At 62.7% G+C, this 17,339-nt stretch carries 10 protein-coding genes, 1 other RNA gene and 1 pseudogene; 8 read left to right on the forward strand and 4 right to left on the reverse strand.

Going from position 1 to position 17,339, the window contains the following annotated elements:
* The first annotated feature begins 7 nt into the window (after positions 1-7).
* A pseudogene (gene metH, locus AAC071_RS11145) lies at positions 8-3,803 on the forward strand (methionine synthase).
* Positions 3,804-3,821: 18 nt separating this feature from the next.
* On the opposite strand, the gene AAC071_RS11150 reads toward metH, so the two are convergent.
* A complete protein-coding gene (locus tag AAC071_RS11150; RefSeq protein WP_339832519.1) occupies positions 3,822-4,166 on the reverse strand; it encodes a helix-turn-helix domain-containing protein in 345 nt (114 codons plus the stop codon).
* Positions 4,167-4,249: 83 nt separating this feature from the next.
* Here AAC071_RS11150 and AAC071_RS11155 point away from each other — a divergent pair, with 83 nt between their 5' ends.
* A complete protein-coding gene (locus AAC071_RS11155) occupies positions 4,250-4,804 on the forward strand; it encodes a carboxymuconolactone decarboxylase family protein (RefSeq protein WP_339832520.1) in 555 nt (184 codons plus the stop codon).
* 444 nt (positions 4,805-5,248) lie between these two features.
* On the opposite strand, the gene AAC071_RS11160 is transcribed toward AAC071_RS11155, so the two are convergent.
* Positions 5,249-8,872, reverse strand: a complete 3,624-nt coding sequence (locus tag AAC071_RS11160) for a hydantoinase B/oxoprolinase family protein (RefSeq protein WP_339832521.1) — start codon at positions 8,870-8,872, stop codon at positions 5,249-5,251.
* A 142-nt stretch (positions 8,873-9,014) separates the two neighbouring features.
* On the opposite strand from AAC071_RS11160, the gene AAC071_RS11165 reads away from it, so the two are divergent.
* Complete coding sequence (locus AAC071_RS11165) at positions 9,015-9,725, forward strand: TerB family tellurite resistance protein (RefSeq protein ID WP_339832523.1); 711 nt, start codon at positions 9,015-9,017, stop codon at positions 9,723-9,725.
* 188 nt (positions 9,726-9,913) lie between these two features.
* Here the strand turns inward: AAC071_RS11165 and AAC071_RS11170 are convergent, their stop codons facing one another.
* Positions 9,914-10,825 carry a hypothetical protein gene (locus AAC071_RS11170; RefSeq protein ID WP_339832526.1) on the reverse strand — a complete coding sequence of 304 codons (912 nt, stop codon included), beginning with the start codon at positions 10,823-10,825 and terminating at the stop codon, positions 9,914-9,916.
* 330 nt (positions 10,826-11,155) lie between these two features.
* Between AAC071_RS11170 and AAC071_RS11175 the strand changes: the two genes are divergently transcribed.
* The 4 genes from AAC071_RS11175 to AAC071_RS11190 all read left to right on the forward strand — a co-directional run bounded on the left by AAC071_RS11175 (position 11,156) and on the right by AAC071_RS11190 (position 15,771).
* Positions 11,156-12,640, forward strand: a complete 1,485-nt coding sequence (locus tag AAC071_RS11175) for a DUF2779 domain-containing protein (protein WP_339832528.1) — start codon at positions 11,156-11,158, stop codon at positions 12,638-12,640.
* Positions 12,641-12,709: 69 nt separating this feature from the next.
* Positions 12,710-13,897 (forward strand): MFS transporter, encoded by a 1,188-nt coding sequence (locus tag AAC071_RS11180; RefSeq protein ID WP_339832530.1) that lies wholly within the window; start codon positions 12,710-12,712, stop codon positions 13,895-13,897.
* A gap of 264 nt (positions 13,898-14,161) precedes the next feature.
* The gene (locus tag AAC071_RS11185; RefSeq protein WP_339832531.1) at positions 14,162-15,028 is read left to right on the forward strand and encodes a DMT family transporter; all 867 of its coding nucleotides are present in this window, start codon (positions 14,162-14,164) and stop codon (positions 15,026-15,028) included.
* Positions 15,028-15,771 carry an N-acetylmuramoyl-L-alanine amidase gene (locus AAC071_RS11190; RefSeq protein WP_339832534.1) on the forward strand — a complete coding sequence of 248 codons (744 nt, stop codon included), beginning with the start codon at positions 15,028-15,030 and terminating at the stop codon, positions 15,769-15,771. The genes AAC071_RS11185 and AAC071_RS11190 overlap by 1 nt, the downstream gene beginning before the upstream one ends.
* Here AAC071_RS11190 and AAC071_RS11195 read toward each other — a convergent pair.
* A complete protein-coding gene (locus AAC071_RS11195; RefSeq protein ID WP_339832535.1) occupies positions 15,768-16,730 on the reverse strand; it encodes a zinc-binding alcohol dehydrogenase family protein in 963 nt (320 codons plus the stop codon). The genes AAC071_RS11190 and AAC071_RS11195 overlap by 4 nt on opposite strands.
* A 104-nt stretch (positions 16,731-16,834) precedes the next feature.
* On the opposite strand from AAC071_RS11195, the gene rnpB reads away from it, so the two are divergent.
* Positions 16,835-17,208: RNase P RNA component class A (gene rnpB, locus AAC071_RS11200), an RNA gene on the forward strand.
* Positions 17,209-17,339: the final 131 nt, after the last annotated feature.

Here is a 17,339-nt window from a genome sequence, read left to right on the forward strand (position 1 = left end):
CCACATCATGACCAGAGACGAACGTATCGAAAGACTGAAGGCGCTTGCGAAGGAACGCATCCTGGTGCTCGACGGCGCCATGGGCACGATGATCCAGGGCTACAAGCTTGCCGAGGCCGACTTTCGCGGGGCGCGTCTCAAGGACCATCCCCATGACGTCAAGGGCGACAACGAGCTGATCTCGCTGTCGCAGCCCGACATCCTGCGCGAGATTCATCTCACCTATTACCGGGCCGGCGCAGATTTTGCCGAGACCAATACGTTCGGCGCGACCCGGATCGCCCAGGCCGACTACCATCTCGAAGATCTCGCCTATGAGATGAATGTCGAAAGTGCCCGCATCGCACGCGAGGCTGCCGATATTGCCGAAAGCGAGACGCCGGGACGCGTCTGTTTCGTTGCCGGCGTGCTGGGGCCCACCAACCGTACGGCGTCGATTTCGCCCAAGGTCAATGATCCGGGATTCCGCAATGTCAATTTCGATGAACTTGTGGCGGCCTACAAGGAGGCGACGCGCGGACTGATCGAGGGTGGCGCGGATACCATTCTCGTGGAGACGATCTTCGACACGCTGAACGCGAAGGCCGCGCTGTTTGCGGTAGAGGAAGTCTTCGAAGAGCTCGGCTTCGAACTTCCGGTAATGATTTCGGGAACGATCACCGACATGTCGGGCCGGCTGCTTTCCGGGCAGACGCCGGAAGCCTTCTGGAATTCGGTGCGGCATGTGAAGCCGTTCTCGATCGGACTCAATTGCGCGCTGGGCGCGAAGGAAATGAGGCCGCATATCGACACGCTCTCGCGTATCGCCGATGCCCATGTCAGCGCGCACCCCAATGCCGGGCTGCCGAACGAGATGGGCGAGTACGATCAGGATGCCGCGCAGATGGCGGCACTGGTCGGCGAATTTGCCGCGTCCGGGCTTGTCAATATCGTCGGGGGCTGTTGCGGCACGACTCCCGATCATATTCGTGCCATCGCCGAGGCGGTGAAGGGCGTTCGTCCGCGCGCCATTCCGGAGATCGAGCGTCGCTTGCGACTGTCGGGACTCGAGGCCTTTACGGCGGCCTGAACGCCCGGACCGCCAACTTCTTGCCTTCAGAAAAGTTAGATAGAAACTCATGACTCAATCGACTGCGAATTTCATCAACATCGGCGAGCGCACCAATGTCACGGGCTCGGCCAAATTCAAGAAGCTGATCGTCGAAGATCGCTTCGACGAAGCGCTGGATGTCGCGCGGCAGCAGGTCGAGAATGGTGCACAGATCATCGACGTCAACATGGACGAGGGGATGCTCGATTCCCAGGCGGCGATGGTGCGTTTCCTGAACCTCATCGCGTCGGAGCCCGACATCTCGCGCGTGCCGATCATGATCGACTCGTCGAAATGGACGGTGATCGAAGCCGGCCTCAAATGCGTGCAGGGAAAGGCCGTGGTCAATTCCATCAGCCTGAAGGAAGGCGAGGCAGCGTTTCTCGAACAGGCGCGCAAGGTCAAGCGTTACGGCGCGGCGGCCGTCGTCATGGCATTCGACGAAGAGGGGCAGGCGGATACGGCCAATCGCAAGTTCGAAATCTGCGAACGGGCCTACAAGCTGCTGACCGAAGTGGTGGGGTTTCCGCCCGAGGACATCATCTTCGATCCCAATATCTTCGCCGTCGCCACGGGCATCGAGGAGCACAACAATTACGCCGTCGAATTCATCGAGGCGACAAAGCGGATCCGGCAGCAATTGCCCTATGCGCATGTATCGGGCGGCGTGTCCAATGTTTCGTTCTCGTTCCGCGGCAACGAGCCGGTACGCGAGGCGATGCATTCGGTATTCCTCTACCACGCCGTCAAGGCGGGCATGGACATGGGCATCGTCAATGCCGGTCAGCTTGGCATCTATGATGATATCGAGCCGGGGCTGCGGGAGAAAGTCGAGGACGTGATCCTCAACCGCCGGCCCGACGCGACCGAGCGGCTGCTCGAGGCGGCGGAGCAATACAAGGGCGGTGCCGGCAAGAAGCGCGAGGAAGACTTGTCCTGGCGCGAAAAGCCTGTCGGCGAACGCCTGACGCATTCGCTGGTCAAGGGCATCAATGCCTATATCGAGGAGGATGTCGAGGAAGCGCGGCAGCAGGCCGAACGTCCGCTGCATGTGATCGAGGGGCCGCTGATGGACGGCATGAACGTCGTCGGCGATCTCTTCGGTGCCGGCAAGATGTTCCTGCCGCAGGTGGTCAAGAGTGCGCGGGTGATGAAGCAGGCCGTGGCCTATCTGATGCCCTTCATGGAGAAGGAAAAGGAACTGACAGGTGCGACGCAGAAGGAGACGGCGGCGACCATTCTGATGGCGACGGTCAAGGGCGATGTTCACGATATCGGCAAGAACATCGTTGGCGTCGTGCTCCAGTGTAACAATTACGAGGTGATCGATCTTGGCGTCATGGTGCCGGCCGACAAGATTCTGAAGGTCGCGCGCGAAAAGAAGGTCGACATCATCGGCTTGTCGGGTCTCATCACGCCGAGTCTCGACGAGATGTGTCATGTCGCGGCCGAGATGGAGCGCGAAGGCTTCGACATCCCGCTGCTGATCGGCGGTGCGACGACGAGCCGGATTCATACGGCCGTCAAGGTCAATCCCAACTACAAGCGCGGTCAGGCCATCTATGTGACCGATGCGAGCCGGGCTGTCGGCGTAGCCTCGAATCTCATTTCGGAGACGTCGCGCGAAAAGTTCGTTGCGGATATTCGCGAGGAGTACGCCCGGATGGCGACGGCGCATGCCGGCGCGCGCGAGAAAAAGGATCGGCAGAGCCTCGCGGTGGCCCGGGAGAACCGCCTTGTCGTCGACTGGAAGGGCTACAAGCCCGTGCATCCGACCTTTCTCGGCACGAAAATCTTCGAGGACTATCCGCTCGAAAAGCTGGTTCCCTATATCGACTGGACGCCGTTCTTCCAGACCTGGGAGCTGGCCGGTCAGTACCCGCAGATCCTGAAGGACGACAAGGTGGGCGAGGCCGCACGCGCATTGTTCGACGATGCACAGACCATGCTGAAGCAGATGGTCGAGGAGAAATGGGTCAAGGCGGCGGCCGTCATCGGGTTCTGGCCTGCCAACCAGATCGCGGATGACGATATCGAGCTCTATGCCGACGACACGCGCAAGGAAACGCTGGCGGTCCTCCATTCATTGCGCCAGCAGATGAAGCGCACATCGGATCGCGCCAATATGGCGCTTGCGGATTTCGTGGCGCCGAAGGAAACCGGCATCGCCGATTATGTCGGCGGCTTTGCCGTGACGACGGGCTTCGGCGAGGACGAAGTCTCCAGGCGCTTCGAGGAGGCCAATGACGACTATCGGGCCATCCTGTCCAAGGCGCTGGCCGATCGTCTGGCAGAAGCCTTTGCCGAGCATATGCATGAACGCGTGCGCCGCGAGTTCTGGGCCTATGCGGCAGACGAGAAGCTCAGCAATCAGGACCTGATTGCCGAGAAATATCAGGGCATTCGGCCGGCACCCGGATATCCGGCCCAGCCGGACCATACCGAGAAGAAGACGCTTTTCAGGTTGCTCGATGCGGAAGCGAAGATCGGCATGAAGCTCACGGAGAGCTGTGCCATGTGGCCCGGCGCCGCCGTGAGCGGGTTCTATTTCAGCCATCCGCAGTCGGAATATTTCGGTGTCGGCAAGATCGGCCGGGATCAGGTGGTCGACTATGCGGCCCGCAAGGGCATGACGCTCGAGGAATGCGAGCGCTGGCTGGCGCCCATTCTCAACTACACACCGGGCGCCGAAACGGAAGAGGAAGCGGCCTGAACTGAAGCTTGCCTTGTTTCAGGCGAGCGAGCGTGCCCACTTTTCAGACCAGGCCGTCAGGGGCGCGAGTTGCGACAGCAGTTCGCGCCCCTGTTCCGTCAGCGCATAGCCTTCGTCGATGCGCTGCTCGACGATTCCGGTGTCGCGCAATTCGGACAGCCGTGAATTGAGAACGCTCGGAGACAATCCGCCACAGGCTGCCTGCAGCGCGCGGAAGGTCAGGGGGGAGCCGCGCAACTCCCAGAGGATCCGCAAGACCCAGCGCCGCCCGAGCAGGTCGAGCAGCACCATGATCGGACGGCCCGTCGTCGAACCGCGCGCGCGGCGGCCGGGGCGAGGGGCGGGTTTCGGCGTTTTCGTCATGCCGGCAGATTAGCGCTTGCGCTACGAAAAGAGAAGCGCCATGTTCTTGCTACTGAAATCGTAGCAATAAAGGAGATGGCGCCATGCCGGCCCGGATCGAACCCGCTGCAAGACCTTACGACGACGACATGGAACGGACGCTCGAGAAGCTGATGCCGCCCGGCGTCGAACCGCTGGTGCTCTTCCGCACGCTTGCCCGCAATCCGCGCGTCTTTCGGCGGTTCATGGCGGGGGGACTGCTCGACAAGGGGACGCTTTCGCTACGCGAGCGCGAAATCGTCATCGATCGCGCCTGTGCGCGTTGCGGCGGCGAATATGAATGGGGGGTCCATATCGCCTTTTTTGGTGAGCGTGTCGGATTCGGTCCGGCCGAAGTCGCCGCGACCGTCGCGCCGGGCGCGGATGCCGATTGCTGGAATGCGCGCGAAAAACTCATCGTCCGGCTCGTCGATCAGTTGCACGATACAAGCACCGTCGACGATGATCTGTGGATGACGCTCAAGACAGCATTCAGCGACGAGCAATTGCTCGAGATGATCGTCCTTGCCGGCCTCTACCACATGGTGTCGTTCGTGGTGAACGCGACGCGGCTGCCGCTTGAGGACTATGCCGCGCGTTTTCCGCAGGCGGCGGACTGACCTGAAAAAATGAAGAGGGCGCGCCCTGCGAACGCGCCCTCGGAGCTCTTGGGGGGAGCGGCATCGCTGCCGCTGGTGTTGAGGTCCTGTCGAGATCAGAACAAGCCCATCGCCACGGCGCCGACGAAGAAAAACGCAAGCCCGGTAGCGAGGTAACCGACTTTCGTTGCAATCATTTTCGGCCTCCACTCGTCGTGGGTGGAGGAGGACTTTCGGGCATAAACCGGGATCTTCGCAAGCGGTTTCGTGGCTGCGCTGCAACATGACTTTTGACGGTCTGAGCTTCGGACTTCAAGCGCTTGAATTCCCGAACGGAATCCAATGTGGATAAAAATCCGGTTTTGACATCGCGAGACCGTTAATTGATGCCATTGAACGCTGCCGGGACGACTCGCGGTCCAACGCGAGAGGCGCGCGCCCTTCGTCCGATATCGGATGCCGCGGTCAGCGCCCGCCGAAGCCGCCGCCGCCGGGCGTCCTGACGATCACCGCATCGCCGGCGTCGAGCTCGGCCTGCGCAGAGCCGTCGAGCCGTTCGATTTTTCCATCGGCGCGGCGGATCCGGTTTTCGCCCGTTGCCGCGTCTCCGCCACCCATCAGCCCGAACGGCGCAACGATGCGGCGCGTCGACAGAATGGAGAGGCTCATCGGCGCGCGAAAGCGGATGATCCGGGTCGTTCCGTCGCCGCCCTTGTGGCGCCCGGCACCGCCCGAGCCGCGCCGGATACTGAATTCCTCCAGCAGAACCGGAAACCGCCATTCCAGAACTTCCGGATCCGTCAGGCGTGAATTGGTCATATGCGTCTGCACGGCATCGGCGCCGTCGAAGTCCGCACCGGCGCCTGCGCCGCCGGCGATCGTTTCGTAATACTGGTAGTGCGCATTTCCGAAGGTCAGGTTGTTCATCGTGCCCTGGGCCGAAGCCATGGCGCCGAAGGCGGCGAAAAGCACATCGGTGATCGCCTGGCTCGTTTCGACATTGCCGCCAACGACGGCCGCCGGAAAGCGAGGCGCCAGCATCGAACCTTCGGGAATGACGATCTCGATCGGCTTCAGACAGCCTTCATTGAGCGGAATGTCGTCGTCCACCATGCAGCGGAAAACATAGAGAACCGCCGCCCGGGCAACGGCGGAGGGCGCATTGAGATTGGACGCGCGTTCCGCACTCGTGCCGGTGAAATCGATCCGGGCGGTACGCGCCTCGCGGTTGACCGTTACTTTCACACAGATGACGGAGCCATCGTCCATCTTCTGCTCGAAACGCGCATCCTTCAGCCGGCCGATCACGCGGCGGACATTTTCCTCGGCATTGTCCTGGACATGGCCCATATAGGCCTCGACGACGTCGAGGCCGAACTCGGCGATCATGCGGCGGAGTTCCTGCGCGCCTTTTTCGCAGGCTGCGATCTGGGCACGAAGATCGGCGATGTTCTGGTCGGGATTGCGCGAAGGGTACTTGCCGCCCGTCAGAAGCTCGCGCAACTCCGTCTCGCACAGCCGGCCCTTTTCGACGATACGGAAATTGTCGATCAGAACGCCTTCTTCCTCGACATTGTGCGAATGGGCCGGCATGGAGCCCGGCGTGATACCGCCGATATCGGCATGGTGCCCTCGTGCGGCGACATAGAACAGCCGATCCTTCCCCGTTTCGTCATAGACAGGCGCGACCACGGTGACGTCGGGCAGATGCGTGCCGCCATTATAGGGCGCATTGAGCACGAAGACGTCGCCGGGACCCATGTCCGGGTTCTGGTCGATCACGGCGCGCACGCTGGCACCCATCGAACCCAGATGCACCGGCATATGCGGCGCGTTGGACACCAGGCCGCCCGCGCGGTCGAAAACGGCGCAGGAAAAATCCAGCCGTTCCTTGATGTTGACCGACGAGGCGGTGTTTTGCAGCGCCGCGCCCATCTGCTCGGCGATCGACATGAAGCGATTGTTGAAAACCTCCAGCATCACCGGATCGGCGCCGGTGCCGATGGCCATGCGGGCGGGCAGGGGCTCGACACGGCGCATCACTATATGGTCCTTCGCCGTCACCTCGGCGCGCCAGCCGGGTTCCACCACGATCGTCTGGTTCGGCTCGACGATGATTGCCGGTCCCGCCACCTCATGGCCGGCCGTCAGCGCCGCCCGCATATAAATGTTCGCCTCGCGCCATTCGCCGCCGCTATAGATGCGCCGCCTGTCATGCGGCTCGGGCGCGCCGGCCGCGCGCTCCGGGCTTTCGCCGTCGCGGTGCGGGCGGCTCGCGTCCTCGGCGGAGACTTCGACGGCTTCCGCCACGACCGTCCGGCCCTCGAAGCTGAAGCCGAATTGCGCGCGATGCGCGGCTTCGAAATGTTCGATGGCGGCCTGCCGGTCGCGGGCCGTGAAATCGGAAGGCAGCGTCGTGTCGCTGCCTTCGTAGCGCAGATGCAGGACCGTCCGCGTTGTCGCGCGCGCCGTGTCGACGCCTTGCGCCGCGAGTTCCGCCAGCGCCGCGTCGGTCAGCTCGCCAATCGTGGCATCGAGTTCCGCCGTCATTTCGTCGTCGAAGGGGCGGATCACGGCGCGCGCATGCGACGCTGCAACGCGCGCAAGGCCGATGCCATAGGCCGACAGGAGGCCCGAAAGCGGATGGATATGGATGGTCTTCATGCCCAGTACATCGGCGACGAGACACGCATGCTGGCCGCCGGCGCCGCCGAATGAGGAGAGTGTGTAGGCCGTCACGTCGTGGCCGCGCTCGACCGAGATCTTCTTGATGGCATTGGCCATGTTTTCGACGGCGACGCGGAGAAAGCCTTCGGCCACGTCTTCCGGCGTCCGGCCGCCGATGCGTGCGGCAAGTTCGGCAAAGCGTTCGCGCACCAGATCGGCCGCCAGCGGTTCGTTTTGCGCCGGTCCGAAGATCGGTGGAAAGAGATCGGCTTGCAGTTTCCCCAGCATCACATTGGCGTCGGTGACGGCGAGCGGCCCGCCGCGCCGGTAGCAGGCGGGGCCGGGGTTGGCGCCTGCCGAATCCGGCCCAACCTGAAAACGTCCGTCCGCGTAGTGAAGGATCGAACCTCCGCCCGCCGCCACCGTGTGAATGCGCATCATCGGCACGCGCATGCGAACGCCGGCAACTTCGGTCTCGAAGCTGCGCTCGTAGTCGCCGTCGAAATGCGACACGTCGGTCGAGGTGCCGCCCATGTCGAAGCCGATGACGCGGCTGAAGCCTGCTTCCGCCGCGGTTGCCGCCGCGCCGACCACGCCGCCAGCGGGACCGGACAGGATCGCGTCCTTGCCCTCGAACAATGCCGCATCGGTCAGGGCGCCAGACGACTGCATGAAGAAAAGCCGCGTGCCCTCATCCTCGGCGCCGATCTCGCGGGCCACGCCGTCGACATAACGGCGCAGCATTGGCGAAAGATAGGCATCGACCACCGTGGTGTCGCCGCGCGCGACGAACTTGATCAGCGGGCTTGCCTTGTGGCTGACCGAAACCTGCGTGAAACCGATGTTGCGCGCGATGGCTGCGGCCGCGTCCTCATGCGCCGGATAGCGGTAGCCATGCATGAAGCAGATGGCGACGGCGCGTATGCCCGCTTCATGGGCCGCCAGCAACGCGGCGCGGGTCTCGTCGCGGTCGAGACCCGCCACAACCTCGCCTTCGGCGGTGACGCGCTCGCCAACCTCCGCCACGCGCTCATAGAGAAGTTCGGGCTTTTCGATCTTCAGGCGAAAGAGATGCGGCCGTGCCTGATAGCCGATGGCCAACGCGTCGGCAAAGCCGCGCGTGGTCAGAAACAGCGTGCGCTCGCCCTTGCGTTCGAGCAGCGCGTTGGTTGCGACCGTCGTTCCCATCTTGACCGATCCGATGCGGCCTGCCGGCAGGGGGGCGCCGGCCGGCACACCCAGAAGGTCGCGAATGCCCTGGAGCGCCGCATCCGCATAGTGCTCCGGATTCTCCGACAGCAGCTTCCGTGCCGTCAGGCTGCCATCCGGCGCGCGGCCAATCACATCAGTGAAGGTGCCGCCCCGATCGATCCAGAAATCCCATCGGGGGTGTGTGTTTTCGGGCAAGGGGTCATGCGTCATGGCGGGCAAACTGCCACAGGCTCCGGCCGGGCGGAAATGGAAAGGCATGGGACCAATTTCGGGTCACATCGGCCGATTTCCGCAAGGTGTCCCTCGCATTTCGCAGATGCGAAAGCGCCCGAAACATCCTAAGCTGGCGCCCATGTCGATTTGGGGAAAAATCGCGGGCGCCGGCGTCGGATTGGCCGTCGGTGGGCCTCTGGGCGCGCTTCTGGGTGCGGTCGCCGGACATATCGTCATCGACCGCGCGCTCCAGGACAGCGAAGTCGTGTTCACGGTCGCCCTGATCGCGCTTTCGGCCAAGATGGCCAAGGCCGATGGCGAGGTCAGCGACGCGGAAGTGCGGGCTTTCGAGGAAATCTTTCATGTCCCGCCCGGCGAGGCACGCAACGTGCAGCGCGTCTACCGCATTGCCCAGCAGGACGTTGCCGGCTTCGAGGCCTATGCAAGCCAGGTGGCGCGCATCTATGCGGACAAGCCGGCTGTGCTTGAAGACGTGCTCGACGCGCTCTTTCACATCGCCAAGGCTGACGGCTATGTCCATCCGCAGGAGCTCGAATATCTGCGCACGGTGGCCGATATTTTCGGCTTTTCGGAAATCGAGTTCGCGCGTATCCGGGCCAGCCACCTGGGCCACGAGAAGGGCGATCCCTATCTCGTGCTCGGTATCACGCCCGACATTTCCGACGAGGACCTCAAGAAGGCCTATCGCCGCCTTGTGAAGGAAAACCACCCCGACATGCTGGTCGCGCGGGGCGTGCCGAAGGAACTGGTCGCCATTGCCAACGAGAAGCTGTCGGCGATCAATGTCGCCTATGACAGGATCGCCAAGGCGCGCGGTATCGCGGCGTGAGGCGCGCCGCCGTGCGCTTGCCGGCTGCCCGAAAAAAGAAAGCCTGCCCTTCATCGAGACAGGACGTGTGCTGAACAAAAAAGAGCCCGGGATCAGCGGACTCGCAATCAGGTATTGTGTCCCATTAATTCGCCCTTAGTTCGTGTCATGGCAGCATTGGTTATCGATGCACGTTCACCCTTCCTTGCTCAGGAGACTTTCTCGCGCAGCCACGACGACAGGCCCGCATCGAGTACCATGCGGGATAGACGCTCCGGGCCGACCAGCGTGATCCCGTCAAAATCATCTTCGGCGGTAACCGTGCCGGTGTGCCAGACGAAGAACATGCGGTCATAAAGATCGGCCTGATCAAACCGTGCTCTATAGTCTTTCAGACTTGCGTTGCTTGCCTGAGATTTGACTTGGACGAAGGCACGCTCGCCAGTCGTCGGCAGGATCAATTCGAGATCGACCGTTTTCTGCGTTCTCCCGGCCACGCCAACGCGCCGCCAGCCGCTAGTCGAAAATACGAGATCGACAAGAAGCTCGAAATCCTGCCAGGTGAGCAAGCGCATCAGACCCGTGATGGCTTCCATCAGCGCGCGCTCGGCAACCTCTGCCACCACCACCTCTGGCGAAAGCTCGTCGTTGAGCTTGCGGAGCAGATAGTCGAAGGGTTTGACCAGACAGATCGTGCCCCGGAACATTTGGACCTTCAGCAGATGGCCCGAGATTCGATCGGAACTCAGCGATGCACCGCTGGTGCTCTGACTACTCCAGCCATGGGCCGTGGCGCGACGTCGTCCACCATCCGGGAGCACTTCCACCGGCCCGGCCGGTCTACACCAGTGCAACAGGCCGTGCGCGAACGTAATGAACAGGTCATCTTCGTCGGCTTCATAGAAGGCGCGAATCTGATTCGTATCGCGGGCGGCCGTGCCAGCGTCGCCGCGCCTTTCCGTCCAGAAGTCCCTGACCCGATCCCACGCCCCTGCGGTGCAATCTTTGTGCGGGGTCTCGCGGTAGCCAAACCGGATCGTCCCATCACGCAGGCATTCGTCTTCCCACTCGCCACCCCGTCCCAGCTTGATGTAATAGGCATGCTTCGCTGTCGCCGTCATAAAATCTCCTCTTGAAACCCAACTGAAAATACCGAAATCACTTGAAAACAACAACGGTAATTGCGGGAACACAAGGTAATCACGAGGACACAATACTTAATTGACGGACGATACGGGCGTCGTTACGTTTTCAGCCCATGGCCCGGCTTGCACGCATTGTCGTTCCGGATGTCCCGCATCACGTCACGCAGCGGGGCAATCGGCGGCAGGAGATTTTTTTCACGACCGCGGATTTAGCGGCTTACCGCGATCCCGTCGAACGGCGCGGAGCCAACACAGGCTGCTGCACGTAGGCTTTCAACTGTATGTCAGTCCATCTAAGCTCCGGTTATGACCAACCACCGCTTACACCGCTTCGGTCTTTCGAAATCGAAGATCACTGCCTTCGAGCAATGCTCCCGGCGATTGTGGCAGCAGGTCCATGCGCCGGGCCGTGCCGAGCTCGACGAAGGCGCCGAGGCGCGGTTTGCGGCGGGACATGAGGTCGGGGCGCTGGCCTGCGCGCTGTATCCGCAAGGCGTGATGGTGGAGGCGGAGCCCAATCTTTCTGCTGCGGTCGCGGAGACACTGCGACTGCTGGAGGAAGGGCATCCCGGCCCGATCTTCGAGGCGACGTTCGAACACGATGGCGTGCTTGTGCGCGTCGACATCCTCGCGCGCAACGGGAATGGCTGGCGGATGTTCGAGGTCAAGAGCTCGACTGGCGCCAAGGACTACCATCGTGGTGATCTGGCGACCCAGGTGTGGGTCGCGCGCGAAGCAGGCATCGAAGTGACCGGCGCGGCGATCCGCCATCTGGACAACGGTTTTGTACTGGAACGCGAGGGCGATTACGATGGTCTATTCGCCGATGCAGAGTTGATGGCCGAAATCGAAGGCACCGTCAGCGCGCGCCCGAGCGTGGTCGAACAGGCGCGCGAGGTGCTGGCCGGTCCTGAGCCAGAAATTATGCCCGGCGATCATTGCAGCAAACCGTTCTCCTGCGAGTTTGCAGGGTGGTGCAACCGCGACATGCCCGCGGGGCCGGAATGGCCGGTTACGATCCTGCCCAACGGCGGGGGGAGGAAATGGCTTGAGCAGGGGATTGAAGACTTGCTCGATCTTGACGAGCGCGAGCTCAGCCAACGAAATGCCCGCATCGTTGCCGCCACGCGCAGTGGCACGCCCTATCACGATGTTGCCGGAGCCAGGACCGCCATGGCGGAATGGGGCTGGCCACGAGCATGGCTCGATTTCGAGACGATCGCCTTCGCGGTTCCCAGGTGGATCGGCACGCGGCCCTACCAACAAGTGCCCTTCCAATTCTCGCTTCATCTCGAAAGCAAGGACGGACGAATCGAACATCATGAGTCCCTCGACATGACCGGCGCCGACCCACGTACGGCCTGCGCCGAGGCGCTCGTCCGGTCGATTCCCGAGGGCGCCACGATTGTTGCCTACAACGCGCAGTTCGAACGGCGCGTACTCAACGAACTGGCGCGTGACTGCCCCAAGCGTGCAAAAGCCTTGCTGGCAATGGCCGAAAGGACCGTCGATCTCCTTCCCGTTGCCAGAAACCACTGGTATCACCACGACCAACGCGGCAGCTGGTCGATCAAGGCCGTGCTTCCGACCATAGGCGAGGCAGGCTATTCCGGCCTCGAAGTGAAGGACGGCGGCGATGCGCAGGCGGCCTATCTGGAAGCGATCGATCCCGCCACAACTCCGGAACGTCGTTCGGCCATTGAAGATGCGCTCAAGGCTTACTGCATGCGCGATACCTCGGCGATGATCGCCGTGGCACGCGTTCTCGTTGGCAAGGCGCAGTCCGTATGACGCAGAGGATGACTGTCGCAGCGACCGAGCAGCCAGAATTTCAGGCGCGCCGTTGATCCTGGCCGCATCATGACGCCGTTCTGGAAGCTGTCTGCCGCCGGTTTTGCGGCAACCGCCATTACCTACGGTCCCGCCCGCATGGGGTTCGGCCTGTTCCTGCCGGAATTCAGATCGGTGTTCTCGATCTCGATCCAGCAAGCCGGCATCATCGCGAGTCTGGGTTTCTTCGGTTTCTTCGTCGGCCTGTTGATTTCGCAGGTCATGACGGCGCGGAAAGGACCGCGGCTGCCGATCGTTTGCGGCCTGGCCGCCGCGACAGCCGGTATCGCGATGGTCGCGGTCGCCCCAAACCTGCCGGTGCTCTCGCTTGGTATCCTTCTGGCGATGTTGAGTGCCGGCTTTTCCTGGACACCGTTCAGCGACGCGATCAATCGAGGCGTAGACGAGGCGGCAAGGCCCGCGGCGCTTTCGCTGGTCAGCACCGGCACGAGCCTCGGGATTGCGGCTGCCGGCACCGCGGCGCTTCTGATGAGCATGGGCGGCGTTTCCTGGCGGCTCTGCTGGGCCATATTTGCCTTCGGCAGCGCTTTCTCGCTTCTCGGCAACTGGATTGCGTTGCGCGATGTTACCGGAACGCCGCGCCCGCGCCCCGCGCTGCGATGGCGGGTGCTGTTTCATCGGGCAGCCATACCGCTGTTCGGAATCGGTTTCTGTTTCGGCATCACCTCGACAGTCTATATTTCCTTTGCCGCCGATCGGATCGCGCAGGCCGGCGGTGTCGCTGGCGTTCCAGCCAATGTCTCGGGCAGCCTCGTCTTCATCTGCTACGGCGTCCTCGGCCTTGTCGGGCTTGTCACGGGGAGCGTGAAGACCGCAATGGGTCTGCCTCTGCTCCTGCGCCTGCTGATGCTGGCCTCCGCATTGTCTTCTGCGCTCATCGCGCTGGTACCGACATCATGGACGGGCGTGGTCGTCTCGGCGGGACTGCAAGGCATCAACGTCATGATGATGAGTGCCGCGATGGCGTTCTGGTCGGATCGGTTGTTCCCGGCTCTCCCGTCGCGCGGGTTCACGGCGGTGCTTCTTGCCGTTGCCACAGGTAGCGTACTCGGCCCGGTCGCGGCCGGGTCGGCTGCCGATGCGTTCGGCGCAGCGCCGATGTTCCTCGGGACGGCGATGCTCGCAGCGGCTGCGGCCCTGGCTGTTCGCTCCAGCTACATCCGGGAGAGCCCGCATCCGGCACAAGAGACTTCATGAGGCAGGCAAGTATTGGCCAAGTATTTCCGGCATCTCCACAAGCCGGGGGTATCCGGCTTGCCGGCACCAGACGGGAAAAATTAACCCGGGAAAATGGGTCGGGAAATGGCTCAAAAAATTTGCGGCTGTGCCGTTTGTGACAGTTTTTTGACAGTTCGATGACAGCCGGGCCCATTCCAGCCCTATGCGCGGCCTTCGGGCTGCGCTAACAACGCCCGCACAGGGCGCCGGCCGGACGGGGCCTTCGGACGGCATGGATTTGCGATGACCCCCCTCCATCTGGGCTTCATGGTCCTTATCAATCTGATCTGGGGCTTTGCGCTGATCGCGGCCAAGGTGTCGCTCGACCATTTTCCGCCGCTGCTGTTCGCGGCGCTTCGCTTCACGCTGATCGTGCTGGTGCTGTTTCCGTTCCTGCGGATCCACCAGGGCCGGATGAAACAGGTCATCATCATTGCGCTTTGCGCCGGGCCCATCGGCTTCGGCCTGTTCTTTGTCGGCCTTTCGCTTTCCACCGCGTCTGTCGTTGCGGTCACGAGCCAGCTCGGCGTTCCCTTCGCGACGATCATGTCGATCGTCTTTCTGAAGGAACAGGTGCATTGGCGGCGTTGGCTCGGCATCACGCTCTCATTCGCCGGCGTCATGGTCATCAGTTTCGATCCGGCCGTCTTCACCTATATCGACGGACTGCTCTTCGTGGTTGCCTCGGCGCTGGTCGGTTCCATCGGCACGATCTATCAGCGCCAGATCCGCAATGTCGGCGTCTTCGAAATGCAGGCCTGGGTCGCGCTTGCCGCCGCGCCGCTGATGATCGCGGGGTCGCTGGCGCTGGAGCAGGGACAGATTGCGGCACTTGCCGAAGCCGATCTGATGGAATGGGCCGGTGTCTTCTATGTCGCCTTCGCGTCGAGCCTTGTCGGCCATGCCGGCATCTATTATCTGCTGCAGCGCTATGAGGTGACGCAGACCGCGCCGCTGACGCTTCTGGCCCCGGTCTTTACGGTGTTTTTTGCGGTCATGCTGCTTGGCGAAGTGCTGACAGAGCGTATGCTGATCGGTGCGCTCGTCGCCCTGACGGGCGTTCTGATCGTGTCGATACGCCAGAAGCGGATTGTGGATACCGGACCCTGATGACCCTTCTCTGTGACGAGCGACTTTCGCCGAACTGCGACGAACGGCCGGCCGGGCGCGCCGTCGACATCCTGTTGCTGCATTACACCGGCATGGCCAGCACGGCGGCAGCGCTCGACCGGCTGTGCGATCCCGCGGCCAAGGTGTCGGCGCATTACCTTGTCAACGAGAGTGGACGCATCACGCGCATGGTGCCGGAACAAAGGCGGGCCTGGCATGCCGGTGTCGGTCACTGGGCCGGCGAGAGCGACATCAATGGCTGCTCCATCGGTATCGAGATCGGTAATGGCGGGCATGATTTCGGTTCGCCGCCTTATCCGGATATCCAGATGGCGGCCGTCGAAGCCCTGTGCCGCGACATTCTCACGCGTCACCCGATTCCGCGCGCGCGCGTTCTCGGCCATTCCGACATTGCGCCGGCACGCAAGGCCGATCCGGGCGAGTGGTTCGACTGGGCCCGCCTGGCGCGGGCCGGCATCGGGCTCTGGGTCGAGCCGGAACCGCTTGTCGAAGGTCCGTCGCTGTCGCTCGGCGACCGCGGCGACAGCGTTGCCGAACTGCAATTCCTGCTGGCCGATTACGGCTACGGGCTTGAGGTGCTCGGCCGTTATGACGCGGCGACGCAGGCCGTCGTCACCGCCTTTCAGCGGCATTTCCGTCCGGCAAGGGTCGACGGGGTGGCGGATCTCTCGACCGTCGCCACCCTTCGCCGTCTTGCGGATGCCGCGAAAGCCGTCGCTTAAGGAATAAGCGTCACGCGGCCGAAGGCCTTGCGGCTTTCGATATATTCATGGGCCGCGGCGGCATCCTTCAGCGGGAAGGACTTGTCGAGCACGACCTTCAGCTCGCCTTTCGCGATGTCGTCGATCAGGTTCTGGATGTTGTCGTGGACGCGGTCGGTGAAGATCTCGGCGCCGAGGAACACGCCCGAGAGCGACTGGTTGCCGCCCATCATCGTCGAGACATCGACGCGCATGTCCTCGCGTCCGGCGCGGCCGACCATCGAAATGCGGCCACGATAGGCGAGGGCGAGGATCGATTTCTGCAAGGTCGAACCGCCGACCGGATCGACGACCAGATTGACGCCCTTGTTGTCGGTCAGGCGTTTCGCTTCGGCGACCAGATCCTGCGTGCGGTAGTTGATGCCGTGATCCATGCCGTATTGTTTCAGACCTTCGAGACGTTCATCGCTCGATGCGGTTGCAATGACCGTGGCGCCTGCCCGTTTCGCAAGCTGGATCGCGGCGAGGCCGACGGCGCCGGCGCCCGCCTGCACAAGCACCGTTTCGCCGGCCTTCAGGCGGCCGAACTCGAACAGGCAATCATGCGCGGTTCCGAACGGGACCGGAATCGCCGAGGCGATCTTGATGTCGAGACTGTCGGGGACGATCCATGCATTGCGTGCCGGCACCGCGCGAAGCTCCGCATGCGAACCGAATGCGTTGACGGTGGTGACGCGCTGGCCGGGTTTCAGATGTGTCACTTCCGCGCCGGTCTCGACGATCGTGCCGGCGGCCTGATAGCCGACCACATGCGGCTCGGTGGCAAGCGCGCCGCCGCCGCGGTTCAACGTGTCGCCGCCTTCGATGCTGACCGCTTCGACCCTGATCACGACGCCCTGCGGATGACATTCGGGATCGGCAATGTCTTCGTATTTCAGGACCGAGGGCGGACCGTTTTCGTAATAGACCGCTGCCTTCATTGTGTTTCTCCCTGTTCGGATTGTCGTTGCAGGCAATGTCGGGACTGCGGCGGCGATCCGCAAGCGTCTTGACGCGGATGAATTTCAGGCCCATCTCAGTCACGTCAGATGGCCGGATGGCTGCTGCGTGCAAGCGCAGAGGAAAGTCCGGGCTCCACGGAGACACGGTGCCGGTTAATGGCCGGCGAGGGCGACCTCAGGGAAAGTGCCACAGAAAGTAAACCGCCGCGGCCTGCGGGCCGGGGTAAGGGTGAAAGGGTGCGGTAAGAGCGCACCGCGCGGCCGGCAACGGGCGCGGCACGGCAAACCCCACCGGGAGCAAGACCAAATAGGGGCGGCAGTTCAGGCACTTAGCCTGACAACCCGTTTCCGGGCCGCCGCCCGGGTTGGTTGCTAGAGGCGTCCGGCAACGGGCGTCCCAGATGAATGGCCATCGCCCGCAAGGGCACAGAACCCGGCTTACAGGCCATCTGACACCCCCCTCTGTCATCGAACTGTCACAAAGTGGGCGCGCTGCCGCCGTGGCGACCGGTCAGAAGGAAGGCAGGCGAGCCGGTCCAGATGCGACGACTGGAGAGCAAAGATGTTCTACTTGTGTTCTCAAGTCCT

This window comes from uncultured Parvibaculum sp. (genome assembly GCF_963975745.1).
In the GTDB taxonomy this organism is placed as follows: Bacteria; Pseudomonadota; Alphaproteobacteria; order Parvibaculales; family Parvibaculaceae; genus Parvibaculum.

What these genes read in the sequence shown, in the direction of transcription:
- AAC071_RS11175 (WP_339832528.1), top strand. Translation starts at nt 11,156, where the DNA reads ATGACCAACCACCGCTTACACCGCTTCGGTCTTTCGAAATCGAAGATC.
- AAC071_RS11160 (WP_339832521.1), bottom strand. Translation starts at nt 8,872, where the DNA reads ATGACGCATGACCCCTTGCCCGAAAACACACACCCCCGATGGGATTTC.
- AAC071_RS11190 (WP_339832534.1), top strand. Translation starts at nt 15,028, where the DNA reads ATGACCCTTCTCTGTGACGAGCGACTTTCGCCGAACTGCGACGAACGG.
- AAC071_RS11165 (WP_339832523.1), top strand. Translation starts at nt 9,015, where the DNA reads ATGTCGATTTGGGGAAAAATCGCGGGCGCCGGCGTCGGATTGGCCGTC.
- AAC071_RS11155 (WP_339832520.1), top strand. Translation starts at nt 4,250, where the DNA reads ATGCCGGCCCGGATCGAACCCGCTGCAAGACCTTACGACGACGACATG.
- AAC071_RS11195 (WP_339832535.1), bottom strand. Translation starts at nt 16,730, where the DNA reads ATGAAGGCAGCGGTCTATTACGAAAACGGTCCGCCCTCGGTCCTGAAA.
- AAC071_RS11150 (WP_339832519.1), bottom strand. Translation starts at nt 4,166, where the DNA reads ATGACGAAAACGCCGAAACCCGCCCCTCGCCCCGGCCGCCGCGCGCGC.
- AAC071_RS11180 (WP_339832530.1), top strand. Translation starts at nt 12,710, where the DNA reads ATGACGCCGTTCTGGAAGCTGTCTGCCGCCGGTTTTGCGGCAACCGCC.
- AAC071_RS11170 (WP_339832526.1), bottom strand. Translation starts at nt 10,825, where the DNA reads ATGACGGCGACAGCGAAGCATGCCTATTACATCAAGCTGGGACGGGGT.
- AAC071_RS11185 (WP_339832531.1), top strand. Translation starts at nt 14,162, where the DNA reads ATGACCCCCCTCCATCTGGGCTTCATGGTCCTTATCAATCTGATCTGG.